Below are 13,896 nucleotides of genomic sequence, written 5' to 3'. Positions count from 1 at the left end.
CGAAAGTTCTTACCTTTCACGCGCTGGCTGTTGGCTTTCATGGGCAGGAGGGCGACGATGCGATTGGAGCCAGACATTGACGGTCTCACTTTCGGTGACTGAGGGGTAAAAGAAGCGATTTTTGCGGTCACGCGACAATCGCCGATGATCGTTGTTGCCAGCATAAGAACCGACATACTGGGCGATCCGGTAACGCAGGATCGACCAGCCGTCCGAACGCAGCTTACCATAGCGTGCCGCGCTCTTCCAATCCAGCCAGACGCTGCTGATCACGTAGCGGATCACGTCGGGCAGGGTGAGCTGCACTTCGGGCATGATGGATTGCAGGGCGATGGCCTCGCGTTCGAACCGGCGGCGCACACGGGCCCATGTCTCGTTATGGTGGTGGAACACCGCGGCCTCGGCGACATAGCCGATCTTGCCGCCGGTGCCGACGATCTCCTTGGCCAGCGCCATGTCCTCGAGCCCGGTCAGTTCCTCGTCGAAGGGATGTGCCTCCCATGCCGCGCGCGACAGGGCGGCGTTGGCGTTGTTGCAGAAGAATCCTTCTTGCGGGACGGCGCTGACGGCGGGGAAATACTTCGCAAAGATCCGGCGCTCCGAGAAGTTGCTGTCGTCGTCGCCAACCTGACGGCCATAGCTGTAGGCCACGGTGCCATCCATGATCGGCTGACACAGGGTCTGCAGCCAGTCGGTGGCCACGGGAATGCAATGGCCCGAAATGAACACGAGGATATCGCCGGTGGCAAAGTCGCAGCCCCGGTTCAGCGACCGGCCAAAGGAGAATTCGGCCTTGGTCAGTGTGGTGATCCGGGCGCCATGGCGCTGCGCGATCTCGACGGTGCCATCGGTCGAGCCGGAATCGACGACGACCACTTCATGCTCGAGCCCATCGGTTTTCTGCCGGGCGATCATGGTCAGCAGATCACCCAGATAGTCGGCCTCGTTCAGAGTTCGGATGACGATACTAGCGCGCATGATAATCCTTTCGGCACTCTGTCGAGGAGCGTAAGCCACGCCCGACAGTCGGAATGAAGTGGGAAAACACCAGCCTCCGCATCATGGCAGCAGGCCCATACCGTCACGGGAATACCCGGTAGCGGGGCTGCGGGGGGCTGGTTGCGGGCGGGGCGCGCCCTTGCCGAACACTTCCCTGTAATCGGCTTTTTCAAAGATCGTGCAGGCGCCGCCGAGGGTGGCGTCGATGATCCGGCGCCCATCCGCCTCGTAGGCGTCGCGGGCAATTTTGTAGGAGGCCTCGGATTGCGCCAGATTGGCCGCATCCCACGGCTTGTTGGCGAAATAGTCGGGCGAGAAATGGTTCGGATCGTGGCCCTGCATCACCTGGGTGCTGTTGGGCGGCCCGTTGAGGGTAAAGCGATGATCCATCCCGATCAGCACGACTTCCCTGGCTCCCATGTAATAGGCCAGTTGCAGCGCGACGAAGGTGACCGTGTGGCCTTCGCGGACGCCCAGGGTGATGTCGTGGCAGAACGGCTCGCGCACCCGGGTGGTGTGGATGTGAAAGGTCAGCGCATCGGCGGGCAGCAGATGGGCGGAGCGGTCGGAGATGAACTTGACGGCCGTCATCTTGCGCAGGACATCGGCCGTCTGACCGATGACCTTGTCGTTCACTGCGGCCAAATACCGCGGGTAAAACCCGAAGGTTTCCAGCCCGAGATGGATTTTGTTCAGGCCGAACGTGATTTCATCGCGCAAGAAGCCCAAATCCATCTGGTTCAGAGACGGGCCATTGCAGACGATGACGATCCGCTCACCGTCATGCACATTGCGAAAGCGCGTCAGCGTCGACAGGCGGTCAAACACAGCTCTACCCCTTACAGATATGCTTTCCCGAGCAATCTCGTCGCTGAAATAACCCCCACGGAAATGTCGGCGACAACTCTAAAAAAACTTGGCAGCCCCAATAGGACAACTGACACGTGTATTACCACCCCGAACTTGTCAACAATGCCGGGCCGGCGACCTATTTGGAGCGCAAGTTTTCGCCGTTTTGCAAAAACCATTGATAGGTTTGCTCAAGTCCGAGGCGCAATTCGAACTTTGCCTGCCAGCCCAGCCGGGTCAGACGGCTCACATCCATCAGTTTGCGCATCGTGCCGTCGGGCTTGGATGTGTCGAAGGACAGTTTGCCAGTGTATCCGGTCACTTCGGCCACCATCTGCGCCAGTTCGCCGATCGAAATATCGGTGCCGGTGCCTACGTTGATATGGCTCAGCATGGGCTGGGTTTCGCGGGCGTAGGTCTCGTCGTCGAGATCCATGACGAAAAGCGAGGCGGCGGCCATGTCATCTACATGCAGGAATTCCCGCCGCGGTGTGCCGGTGCCCCAGATCACGACTTCCTCGGCGCCGCTTTGCGCGGCCTCGTGGAATCGGCGAATCAGCGCCGGCAGGACATGTGAGTTCTCGGGGTGAAAGTTGTCGCCCGGACCGTAGAGGTTCGTGGGCATCACCGAGCGGTAGTCGCGTCCGTATTGCCGATTGTAGCTTTCGCACAGCTTGATCCCGGCGATCTTGGCCACCGCATAGGGCTCGTTGGTGGGCTCCAGCACCCCGGTGAGCAGCGCGTCTTCGGCCATCGGCTGTGCGGCTTCGCGCGGATAGATGCAGGACGATCCCAGTTGCAGCAGCCGCTGCACACCTGCCGCATGGGCCTGATGGATGACGTTGCATTCGATCATCAGGTTTTCATAGATGAACTGGCCGGGATAGGTGTTGTTGGCCATGATCCCGCCGACCTTGGCGGCTGCGAGGATCACCGCATCGGGCCGCTCGGTCTGCATGAAATCGCGCACCGCCGCCTGATCCGTCAGGTCGAGCTCGGCGCTGGTCCGGGTGATCACCTCGTCGGTGCCACGCGCCTGCAACTGGCGCAGAATAGCGCCACCAACCATGCCGCGATGGCCTGCTACGTAGGTTTTCATGTCAATCCTTTCCGCGTCGCGGACCTCGGAGGCCCCTTTGGCTCTGACACGCTCTTATTGCCCATGCGAGGCTCAGGCAAGGCGGACATTCCCGACCCCGCCGGGGTATAAACACGGCACCGCCCGATGAATAAGCTGCACCCAGAACGGGCAACCCGAAGGGTTGGTGCCGGGAAAGCCCGCAGCAACTCAAGCGAGAATCCGCGTCGGGAGGAAAATCGATCCGACGCACTGGACTCGATGTGACGGGGGTTGTTAAACGCCGCCTCAGTGTGATGGCGATCCGGGCCGCACCGTTTGGCGCTCCGGCTCGTGAGATCGAACGATATTGTCGCATAAAATGAGTGATTTGGTTGATGACATGGCGGCGATTTGAAGAGTTCTTCCGCTGTTTCGCGGTGAAGAGAGGCCTGTTGCGCGCCGGGGGTCTGGTCCTGCAATGTCCTTCGGTCGCGCCAGAAGAATTCGATATCATCCATGCGGACACCGGGATTCGATAAACACCTTTGAAACCCTGCAGCCAGAGCAGCTTTCCAGTCACCCTTCAGAGCGCAAAGTATCTTAGATCATGACCGTTGAGAAGAATATGAATAACCTTTGTGTCGTATTGGGGAATGGCCCCTCCTTGAAGGGATTCGACTTTACCCGACTGACCGGCGTGCATTCTCTTGGGATGAATGCCGCCTATCGGTTCTGGGACAAGATCGACTGGTACCCGACGTATTACTCCTGCCTTGATGATCAGCTCATCATCTCGCACCACGACGAGATATACCGTCTCTGGAAAGAGGGTCGAATCCAGCGGTTTTTCGTGCATGGAAGCTTTTTCGACTACCATCCGGATTGTATCGGCGTTCCCGAGTTCTTCTCGCTCGATCAGGTTCTGCCGCATTGGTACAACAAACGCGGCAAGGGGCAGGGTTGGGTCTCGCTCGTCGATAACCCGGCATTCAAAACCCAGGACACCACCAAAATCACAACCGGCGCTTTCGCAACGCGATTTTGCGCTTTCATGGGCCACGATACCCTCGCCCTGATGGGTATCGACTTGAAATACGTCGAGATTTTGCCGGAGGCGGAAAAAGCCGAAGGCGTTGCTCTCGTGATGAAAGAGACGCCGAAGGAAAACCCCAACTACTTTTTCGACGATTACCAGAAGGCAGGGGACAAATATAATATCCCGAACCCGGACGTTCACGGGAACGAGCTGCATATTCAATCGTTTCGACTGGTCAAATCGGATTTCCAGCTCAACGGGCAAAAGACCGTTGTCTACAATTCAAATCCGAATTCCCTGCTGCATGATGAAATGGTCTTTCCGCTGCGTCTCATCGATAGCGTTCTGACAAGCCGTCATTTGGCTGCCGTCGTCGTGCCGGCCACCCAGTTCGAATTCGACGCGATCCTCTCGAATTTCGATATCTGGAGCCGCCCTGAAACGGCGCCAAGTCTGGACTCGGAGTCCGACAATAATTGCGGCCTCGTTTTCATGTTCAACAAAGTGATTCCGGACGAGGTGGAATTTCAAATTCGCAACAAGTTCCTGGAAACGGGAATGAACCGCTATTTTTCCTACCTGAAGTTCGAGTATCTGGGGCTTGAAGGGGACGACGACAAATACGAGCGCGACTATTCCAAGAAGGTCGGCACCCAGGGCTTCAAGTCCGGGCCCAACAACCAGTTCTTTCTGACGATGCGGCGGGCGCGTGGTCTGGGGGACTGCATTTTCCAGATGGAAACGGATTGCGTGCCGCTGGCGGCCAACTGGCTGACCAACCTGCGCAAGGAAGTGGCGAGATCCGGACGGTTCTGGGTGTTGGGGACCCGCTACTTCGGCACCGAGACCCTGGCGCCGGAGTTCAAGAACCATCTCAACGGGAATGCCGTCTATGCGACGGGCGATCCGGAATTTTGCGACTTCCTCGACACCTTCTGGGAGCCGCGGACACGGGCCATGGTCCGGACGGTCGACAAGCGGTTGGCTTATGACTGCATTCTGGAGAAAGTCTTTGTCGAGCAGGCCGACAGCGATCCCGAGGTCGCGGAAGTCTTGCAGCGGCACGGAACCAAGTTCCGTCAGACCGGGCTCATCCTCAATATCTCCGGCAAGGCGGATCTCAAGGATCTGAGCCCGTTCTATCGCCGTGATCTGCAGGATCGCTTTCCAGACGCCTGCGTGCTACACAACCGGACAGCCCAAAAGTGGGCTGCAACGGAGGCAGCCATGGCCGCCCGGCTGCGCACTGCGTCTCAGACCCTGGATCATCCTGCCGAGCATCCACGCCTGTTGGTCATCGACATGACCCAAATGGGCAATGCGAGCGCGACCGGCGCCGTCAAAAGCAACCTGTTGCGCGGGTGGCCGCAGGATCGCCTGTTGCAGGTGGCATGTCCGACCCTGGCGAGCCTGCAACTGGTGCGTCCGACGCCGGCCGGCGGGTTTTCGAGCCAGGACGTGGACGAAGCGGCGGTTGTCGAGGCGGTCGAGGCGTTTCGCCCCGATGTCATTCTCTATCGTCAACTGCCTGAGCGCCCTGCACTGCATGCGCTCGCCATGCAACTGATCGATCAGTATGACGTGCCTCTGGTGACGTGGCTCATGGATGATTGGCCCGCCCGCCTATACAGTACCGACAAGGCTCTGTTTCACGAGGTCGACAGGGATCTGAGGGCTCTGCTGGCCCGCTCGGCGCTGCGCCTGTCGATCTGCGACGCGATGAGCCGGGCGTTCGAGGCACGCTATGGTCATTCCTTCGTGGCGATGGCCAACGGCGTCGATCCTCGCGATTGGGCGGCCCCCAAGGCCCACACCCAAGGCACCACGGTGCTCCGCTATGCCGGTGGCCTGGCGCCCGACATGAATGCCAAGAGCATCCAGCGGGTGGCCCAGGCGGTCGAAGAACTGGTGGCCGAAGGTCACGACATCCGGTTCGAGATCAACACCCAGTCCTGGTGGGTGGAGAAGAGCCGCCCCCTCTTCGAGGGCCTCAAGGCCACGAAGATCGAGGCCGTCAACCGCCCCTTCAAGGCCTACAGCGCCTGGCTGCAGGAGGCGGACGGGCTGCTCATCTCCTACAACTTCGATCCGGAGTCCCTGCGCTATGTCATGTTCAGCATGGCCAACAAGCTGCCGGAATGCCTGATTTCGGGGGCGGCGCTGATGGTGCATGGCCCCCGAGAGGTGGCCACCGTCGAATATGCCGCGCAAACCGATGCCGCCATCGTGGTGGATGCCCCCGAGATCGAGGCCGTGAAGGCCGGACTTCTCGAGCTGTGCGATCCCGCACGCCGGACGGCCCTGACAGAGACCGGTCGGGAGGTCGCCTTGGCGCGTCACAACCTGCCGGTGCTGTCGCGCACCCTTGCGGATATGTTCCGCGAGGTTGTCGAGAACCACGGCCGCGCCCCCCGGCAGGAGGCCACGGCCCCGGTCTCCGAGGTCTGGACCCAGTTCCTGCCGGCCGAAGATCCGCCGGTCTCGGCGGGCAAGCCTCCCGTCGTGCTGAGCTATCGGCGCTGTGCCGACTACGTATCGCAAAGCCTGTCGGCCGGCCTGATGCCGGACGAGGCCCTGCAGGTCTGGCTGCAAGAGGCCAAGGTGCTCGTCACCAAGGTCAGACGGGCGCGCAGACAGACGGTCTTGATCGATGCCGCGGATGCCGCCGCAGCCCCCGAGGCCCTGGCCGCACTGGTGGCGGACCGGGCGTTGCCGGTGTCGGATGCCGATGTGCAGCGCCTGCAAGCGGCGCCGCCGCGGGATCGCATCCACGACCTGATCGCCGAAGAAGCCGTCCGGCAATCGCCCCTGGCCCGCAGGCTCGGCGCGGAATTGGAGGCCAGCAGCACGCCGCTCGGAGAGCAGGCGTCGCGGTCGATGGATGTTGCCGGTGCGCTGTCGGATTATCGGGACCGGTCCGCACGGAGTCAGCACGAACAGGCGCTGCGGCGTCGGGAAAGCGATCTCTTGCATGACCGGATCGCCCGTCTGGAGGTGGCGCTGAGCGATGCCCGCGCCGGACAGGGCGCTGCGGCGGCGGAGATTGGCGGTCTGCGCCGGAGCCTCGAAGTGCTCGAGGACATACCCGGTTCTCTGAAGCAGGCGCATGATGCGTTGACGGCAGAGCGGGCCGCCCATGCCCGGCTGCTTGCCGATCTCGACAGCCAAAAGGCGCGGGCCACGACCGAACAGGCAGAGCACGAGAAACGGGTTGCCACACTTCAGGCGCAGGCCGCCGCGGCTCAGGCCAGCCAGAAGGAGCTGGAGCAGAAGCTGGAGGCACAGGCCCAGCAGATCCGGGCGTTGACGACGGCGCGCGATGATGCGGTGGCGGAAAACCGGCTTCTGGCATCGCGCGCGGAAGGGCTTCAGCAGGCGCAGCGCGTCTCGCAAGAGCATTTGCGTGACAGCGTGCGAGCCTTGGCCGATCAGGACCGGAAGACCGGTGATCTGGAGCAGGAGATCGCGCGGCAAGCCGAGGCCGCGACAGCGGCTGCGGCCCGGCAAGACCAGATTCAGACCGCATTGAGCGCGGCTCAGAGCCAGTTGAGCGAACTTCGCAAATCGCTGGCGTCCGAGCGGGAAAAGACTGCGGGGTTGGAAGAAGAACTGACCCGGATCTATAATTCCAAGTCCTGGATGATCACCGGCCCCATGCGCGGAACGCGCCGTGTTCTGAACACCAAAGTGAGAGCTGTCGAGAATAATGATGTATGACATGACCGCCGCCTCCGATGCCGCACAGCGGATCGGCACGATCGTGCATCTCGGGGCGGGCACCGGCGAGGCGCTCGACAACTATCTGGACTCCGGAGCCGCGCAGATCGTGCTGGTCGAGCCGGAGCCGGAGCGTGCCGAGGATCTGCGTGCCCTCGTCGCAAGCCTGTCGGCTCGGGATCAGGCCCGTGTTCAGGTGATTGAGCGCGCCGTGGCGATGCAGGACGGCACCGCCATGCTGACGGTGTTCAATCAGACGGATGCAAGCAGCCTCGTGCCGCCGACCGGGTTGAGCGAGCTTTATCCCGGCCTGCGCGTCCTGAGCCGGACCGAGGTGGAAACCGTCAGCCCGGCCAGCCTTCTGAAGACCCTGACTCTGGACCCGGATGCGCTCAACTGGCTGATCGTCGAGACGCCCGGCCTCGAGGCGCAGGTTCTGCGGGCTCTGGCGGACCTCGGCGGGCTCACACAGTTTGTCAGACTCGATCTGCGCTGCGGTGCCGAGCCTCTGTATGAGGGGGCAGCCTCTGGCCAGGAGATCCTGACGTGGTTGGCCGAGGAGGGATACCTGCTCGGACCAAGCCCGGAAGAGGCCGACCCGGACCTGTGCGAACGGCGTCTGATGCGCAATCCGTCGCTCCCCAAAATCCGCGCGGTCGAGGCCGAGTGCGCGGATTTGAAGGCGCGATTGGGTGAACTGGAAGCCGCGCTCGATGTGCAAACGCAAGAGCGCGCGGCGGAAAGGCAGAGCACCGAAGCCGCCGCGGCGTCTCAGGCCGAGCAGCTGCACTCCCTGACCGCGGCGCTCGAAGAGAAGAGCAAGGCGCTGGAGACCTCGGAGCAGGCTCGCAAGACCCGGGTGGAGCAGGTCGAGCACCTGAATGCGGAGAAGGCCGCGCTGACGGAGAAGCTGTCGCAGTCCGAAGCCGCCGCCGCGTCTCAGGCCGAGCAGGTGCAATCCCTGACTGCGGCGCTCGAGGAAAAGAGCAAGGCGCTGGAGACCTCGGAGCAGGCCCGCAAGACCCGAGTGGAGCAGGTCGAGCATCTGAACGCGGAGAAGGCCGCGCTGACGGAGCGTCTGTCGCAATCCGAGGCCGCCGCCGCGTCTCAGGCCGAGCGGGTGCAGTCCCTGACCGCGGCGCTCGAGGAAAAGAGCAAGGCGCTGGAAAGCTCCGAGCAGGCCCGCAAGACGCGTGTGGAGCAGGTCGAGAACCTGAATTCGGAGAAGGCCGCGCTGACGGAGAAGCTGTCGAAGTCCGAGGCCGCCGCCGCGTCGCAGGCCGAGCAGGTCCGGTCCCTGACCGCCGAGAAGACGGCCTTGAGTGCGCAGGTCGATGATCTGACCAAGAAACTTGCAGAGGCCAGCCTTGTGACCAAGGCTGATCTGGCGGCGGCGCATGCCGAGCGGGACCGTCTGCGCAAGGAGTTGGAGGACACCAAGGCCGCCTTGCAGACATCCCAGACGCAGCGGGCGCAACTGGCCCAGAGCCGCGACGACATCGTCCGGGCAGAGGGGCAGATTGCCCTGATCAAGGACCTTTTGCTGAGCGGTCCCGAGTTGTGAGCAAGTCATCCAAGAAGAAACGCCAGCGGGCGCGGCGCAAGGCCGAGAAGCTGCAAAGGAAACACGCCGCATCCTATGAGCGCGGCACGTTGTTGCCGCCGCGCTTTCTGGATGTCGCGGATGCGGAGATCGTCGAGGTCGAGCCCGATCCGGCGCAGGCGGTGGCTGACCCCGCCTTGCTGGAGCGCAGCCGGGCGCATTGGGAACTGGGCGATTGGGAGCAACTGGCCGCCCTGGCCGACCAGCCGCTGGAGCACCATCCGGATCGGGCCAAGCTGTCTTTGCTGGCCGGGGTCGGTCTGGCCCAGCACGGCGATATGACCGTCGCCCGGCGCCATGTTCGGCAGGCGCTGGAGTGGGGCTGCCCGCGCGATCTGGTGGCGCGGGTGATGGCGGCGGGGGTCCACAACTCTCTGGGGCGCGCCGCATCGCTGCATCAGGACGAGGCCCGCGCGCTCGGCCATTTCGAGACCTCCATAGCGACTGTCAGCCCGCGCGTGGACGCCAAGGCGTTGGGCCGGGCCCGCAACATCCATGAAAAGGCCCGGCTGGGGCAGTTGCCCGAGGCGGCAAATCTGCTGGAAGACGGCATGCTGAAGATGCGGGACGGTGTGCCGCCGGACAGCGCGCAACTTCAGGCCATGGCCAGCAGCATCAAGGCGTTGCAGATCGAGCTGGCCGCTGTCAGGGCAAAGGCCGGACAGCAAGGCAGCGCCGGGGCTCGACGCCGCCATTCGCCTCAACCTCGCGGACTGGTGGCACCGCCTTTCGTTGCCGTGATCGCCGGGGTGCCGCGCAGCGGCAGCACATGGTCCTACAATGCCGCCCGGCTTTTGTGTGAGCGCAACAACCTGTCCTACTACGCCGAATGGTGTGAGGACTACAAACCCGAGGACCACCCGGCCTGCGATCTGCACATCGTGAAGCTGCATGCCCCGGAACAACTGATAGAGACACGGCACCGGATCGTGACCTCGTATCGGGATCTCGCAGAGCGGCTGGCCTCGCTTGTCCGCGTCGGCTGGCTGGCCGACGAGCCGGAGGCGATCCGCAAAGCGGCGCGGCATCAGGCGACGCTGACCGAATACTGGGCGGACAAGTCGGATTTCGAGATCAGCTATGACGACATCCTGCACCGGCCGCACATCGCGGTTCTGGGGATCGCGGAGACCCTCGACATCCCCTGCACCGAGGATATGGCCCGCGGCATTGCCGATGGTCTCGTCACGCTCAAGGCCGACGCGGCCGAGGTCAACGACAGGGGGCATGCCTCCGATACCCTCATGCATTCAGATCATCGTGCCACCGACGATCAGCGCCGCAACTATCTGGCCAAGGTGCAGGCTGCGCTCGCGGGCGGAATTGGCGAGGGGGCCTGACCACGATCATGACTTCAGGTTGCACTGTGTCTTGCCTGCCGCCCGGCGACGGCCGCTCGGCGGTTTCCCGGCAATAGACTCAACCCCGGCCTTTTGACCGCATCAAAAACCTCTTATAGCCACGTGAATACTTTTCGGAGAGACCATGACCAAAAAAGCGCTCATCACCGGTGTGACCGGCCAGGACGGCTCCTACCTTGCCGAACTTCTGCTGCAAAAGGGTTACGAGGTGCATGGCATCAAACGCCGCGCCTCGCTGTTCAACACCCAGCGGGTGGACCACATCTATGAGGACCCGCACAGCAACAGTGCCAATTTCAAGCTGCACTACGGCGATTTGTCCGACAGCTCCAACCTGACCCGCATTCTGTCCGAAGTGCAGCCCGACGAGGTGTACAACCTTGGCGCTCAATCTCACGTTGCCGTCAGCTTCGAGGCTCCCGAATACACCGCCGACGTCGACGCGATGGGCGCGTTGCGCCTGCTGGAAGCGATTCGGTTCCTGAAGCTGGAGAACAAGACCCGTTTCTATCAGGCCTCGACGTCCGAACTGTATGGCCTCGTGCAGGAGATCCCGCAGACCGAGACCACACCGTTCCACCCGCGCAGCCCCTATGCGGTGGCCAAGATGTATGCCTACTGGATCACGGTGAACTACCGCGAAGCCTACGGCATGTATGCTTGCAACGGCATCCTGTTCAACCACGAGAGCCCGCGCCGCGGCGAGACCTTCGTGACCCGCAAGATCACCCGGGGCATGGCCAATATAGCCCAGGGGCTGGAGCAGTGTCTGTATATGGGCAATATCGACGCCCTGCGCGACTGGGGCCATGCCAAGGACTACGTCCGCATGCAGTGGATGATGCTGCAGCAGGACGAGCCGGACGATTTCGTCATCGCCACCGGCGTTCAGTATTCGGTGCGTGAATTCATCATCTGGTCGGCGGCCGAGCTGGGGCTGACGCTGGAGTTCAGGGGCGAGGGCGTGGACGAAGTGGCCGTCGTCACCGCGATCGAGGGCGACAAGGCCCCGGCCGTGTCCGTCGGAGACACCGTGCTCAAGATCGACCCGCGCTATTTCCGCCCCGCCGAGGTCGAGACCCTGCTGGGCAGCCCCGCCAAGGCCAAGGCCAAGCTGGGCTGGGAGCCGCAGATCACTGCGCAAGAGATGTGCGCCGAGATGGTGTTTGAGGATCTGAAAACAGCGCAACGCCATGCGCTGCTCAAGCAGCATGGTATGGAACTGCCGGTTAGTGTGGAAGGTTGAAATGTGATGCTGGACCGGCAAAATTGAAGGAATGAGAGGTTGTACCATGGCATCGACTGACACTGCATCAGTGACTTGGGCCTCTCCGGCCGTTGAAGAAAAACACTTGGTTCCGGTTGTCTATACGATGGGCAAGGTGGCCTCGTCTTCTACGTCGACCGCGATCCTCAAAGCCGGACTCCCTTGTCACGATATTCATACGCTGGAACCAGATTCTTTGCGTGAGACCGCTCAAAGTTGGCTCGCCCGGAACGAATTTCCGCCACCGCACATTTGTGTCTCGATGGCCCATCGCGACCGACTGCTGATAAAGCGCCAACGCTGTCTCTACATCACGTTGGTGCGCGATCCGCTTGCTCGAAACCTCAGCGCCTTCTTCCAAAACCTAGATCAGCAGAATGTGGAAATCCGCGAAGAACAGGATGTAATGCGGATGTTTGAAAATTTCCAGAAAACGTATGCTCACTCCACACCCTTGAGTTGGTTTGATCGTGAATTTAAAGGGCAATTGGGAATTGACGTATTTTCTAGGCCTTTTGATATCGAGCGCAGGGCAATTCACTTGAAAAGTGCCAATACAATTATCTTTCGGGTTGATTGCCCAGATTTCCAAAAGAGCCAGATTTTGAGTCGTATCCTGGGTCGAAAGATAGATATTCAAAGAGCCAATGATAGTGAAAACAAGGAGTATAATGATCTCTACAAAAGAGTAAAGCAGGTTAGTGTCTTTAATCATGACTTTGTATATAAAATGTATGCTTCGAAGTTTGCGAGGCATTTTTGGACGGATGCGGAGCGCAATGAAATGGCACGGCGCTGGATGACCCCACAGGAAGCCGAGAAAATGGTTGCTTTGCCGCCGTCTTTTCAGGTTTGAGATAAATAAAATGGGAGTTATGTGCCCAATTGAATGTGCAAACGACATTCTAGGAGTTGAAAATGTCCGACCAGGTTCTTGATTACGACTTAATAATCTTATCGCATCATAAATGCGCCACTAACTGGCTGCGGAGTATACTTCGTATATTGGTGTCACGTGATAAATCGATAGTCGATATAAAGCATGGAAGTATTAAAAGGATAAATGAAGAGGCATCTGAAGGACTTCCAACAATCCTTGCTAATGTAAACGCGACACAGTCTTCGCTTAAGGGTCTTGATTTATCATCTCAACCCGCTGTTCATTTTGTGCGTGATCCCAGGGATGCCTTTGTTTCAAATTATTGGTCTTGGCTAAAGTCACACAAGAACAACAATGAAAACATTGAGAATTTCCGAGTGATTGCGGCAGATCTTTCCGTTGAAGGCGGTATGTTGGAGCTGATTGATCAGTTCCAGATGGGTTTGCAATTACAAACTTGGGATAGCTCAACTTGGGAGAATCGGAAGCAAGTGCGATACGAAGATCTTCTTTCCGATTTTGAATCTACGTTGAAATCGATTCTGGAACCTAGTGGTTTGATTCTTGATGGCGCATTTATTGATTTAGTCAAAAGAGAAACCGCATTTAGTAAATTCGCTGGACGCGATCCTGGAAGCGAGGACACTTCTCATCATTACAGAAAAGGTGTAAATGGGGACTGGAAGAACTACTTCACTCCGAAGATTGAGAAGAGGTTTTTTGATACGTACGGCTGGCTTGGAGAAAAGCTGGATTATTGGTGATATATTCAGGAGACGTACTTGCGACAGACTCTTGATTAATTGCTTGGTCGACTGATTGTATAGGCCTGACCGTGACAGCATGCCGGTACGATAAGCCCATTTCTTTGGAGTGACATCGGCTCTCTGGCCCTTCGTCGCACGGATTGCTATTCTTTCGTCGAGTACTGAGGGGCACTATGCTGAAATTCATCACCAAAGCCGATATCTGGCGTCAGTTGGATGCCGGATTGCATACGGAATTGGGTTGGGCGGACCCGCAGATTCACCTCAAGACCTGGCAGGACATGGCCGTCTACGAGCGGCTGCGCGATGTGACGGGCTTGCGGATTGCCGAGATCGGTGGCGGGGCGTCGCGCATTC

The 13,896-nt window shown here is 60.1% G+C and carries 10 protein-coding genes; 7 read left to right on the top strand and 3 right to left on the bottom strand.

The window, feature by feature from the left end:
- Window positions 1-9 precede the first annotated feature (9 nt).
- The 3 genes from LOM8899_RS16800 to fcl form a co-directional block, all read right to left on the bottom strand.
- Window positions 10-978 carry a glycosyltransferase family 2 protein gene (locus tag LOM8899_RS16800; protein ID WP_093993414.1) on the bottom strand — a complete coding sequence of 323 codons (969 nt, stop codon included), beginning with the start codon at window positions 976-978 and terminating at the stop codon, window positions 10-12.
- An 81-nt stretch (window positions 979-1,059) separates the two neighbouring features.
- On the bottom strand, window positions 1,060-1,827 hold the full coding sequence (locus tag LOM8899_RS16795; protein ID WP_245820583.1) for a 6-hydroxymethylpterin diphosphokinase MptE-like protein: 768 nt from the start codon (window positions 1,825-1,827) through the stop codon (window positions 1,060-1,062).
- A gap of 160 nt (window positions 1,828-1,987) precedes the next feature.
- On the bottom strand, window positions 1,988-2,947 hold the full coding sequence (gene fcl, locus LOM8899_RS16790; protein WP_093993413.1) for a GDP-L-fucose synthase: 960 nt from the start codon (window positions 2,945-2,947) through the stop codon (window positions 1,988-1,990).
- Between the two features lie 625 nt (window positions 2,948-3,572).
- On the opposite strand from fcl, the gene LOM8899_RS16785 reads away from it, so the two are divergent.
- From LOM8899_RS16785 to LOM8899_RS16755, 7 genes are all read left to right on the top strand, one after another.
- Window positions 3,573-7,661, top strand: a complete 4,089-nt coding sequence (locus LOM8899_RS16785; protein ID WP_093993412.1) for a hypothetical protein — start codon at window positions 3,573-3,575, stop codon at window positions 7,659-7,661.
- Window position 7,662: 1 nt separating this feature from the next.
- Window positions 7,663-9,225 (top strand): hypothetical protein, encoded by a 1,563-nt coding sequence (locus tag LOM8899_RS16780; protein WP_093993411.1) that lies wholly within the window; start codon window positions 7,663-7,665, stop codon window positions 9,223-9,225.
- The gene (locus tag LOM8899_RS16775; RefSeq protein WP_093993410.1) at window positions 9,222-10,604 is read left to right on the top strand and encodes a tetratricopeptide repeat protein; all 1,383 of its coding nucleotides are present in this window, start codon (window positions 9,222-9,224) and stop codon (window positions 10,602-10,604) included. Before LOM8899_RS16780 ends, LOM8899_RS16775 begins: the two co-directional genes overlap by 4 nt.
- Before the next feature lie 145 nt (window positions 10,605-10,749).
- A complete protein-coding gene (gmd, locus tag LOM8899_RS16770) occupies window positions 10,750-11,871 on the top strand; it encodes a GDP-mannose 4,6-dehydratase (RefSeq protein ID WP_093993409.1) in 1,122 nt (373 codons plus the stop codon).
- Window positions 11,872-11,917: 46 nt separating this feature from the next.
- Complete coding sequence (locus LOM8899_RS16765; RefSeq protein WP_168770575.1) at window positions 11,918-12,748, top strand: putative capsular polysaccharide synthesis family protein; 831 nt, start codon at window positions 11,918-11,920, stop codon at window positions 12,746-12,748.
- Window positions 12,749-12,810: 62 nt separating this feature from the next.
- Window positions 12,811-13,536: a sulfotransferase domain-containing protein gene (locus LOM8899_RS16760; protein WP_093993407.1), complete on the top strand. Its 726-nt coding sequence runs from the start codon at window positions 12,811-12,813 to the stop codon at window positions 13,534-13,536.
- A 176-nt stretch (window positions 13,537-13,712) separates the two neighbouring features.
- Window positions 13,713-13,896: hypothetical protein (locus LOM8899_RS16755; RefSeq protein WP_133065056.1), on the top strand; the 184-nt coding region annotated here is incomplete at its 3' end.

This window comes from Flavimaricola marinus, from assembly GCF_900184895.1.
GTDB lineage: Bacteria > Pseudomonadota > Alphaproteobacteria > Rhodobacterales > Rhodobacteraceae > Flavimaricola > Flavimaricola marinus.
Note: the sequence above shows the minus strand (reverse complement) of the source record. Positions and strands in the feature narration are given on the sequence as shown.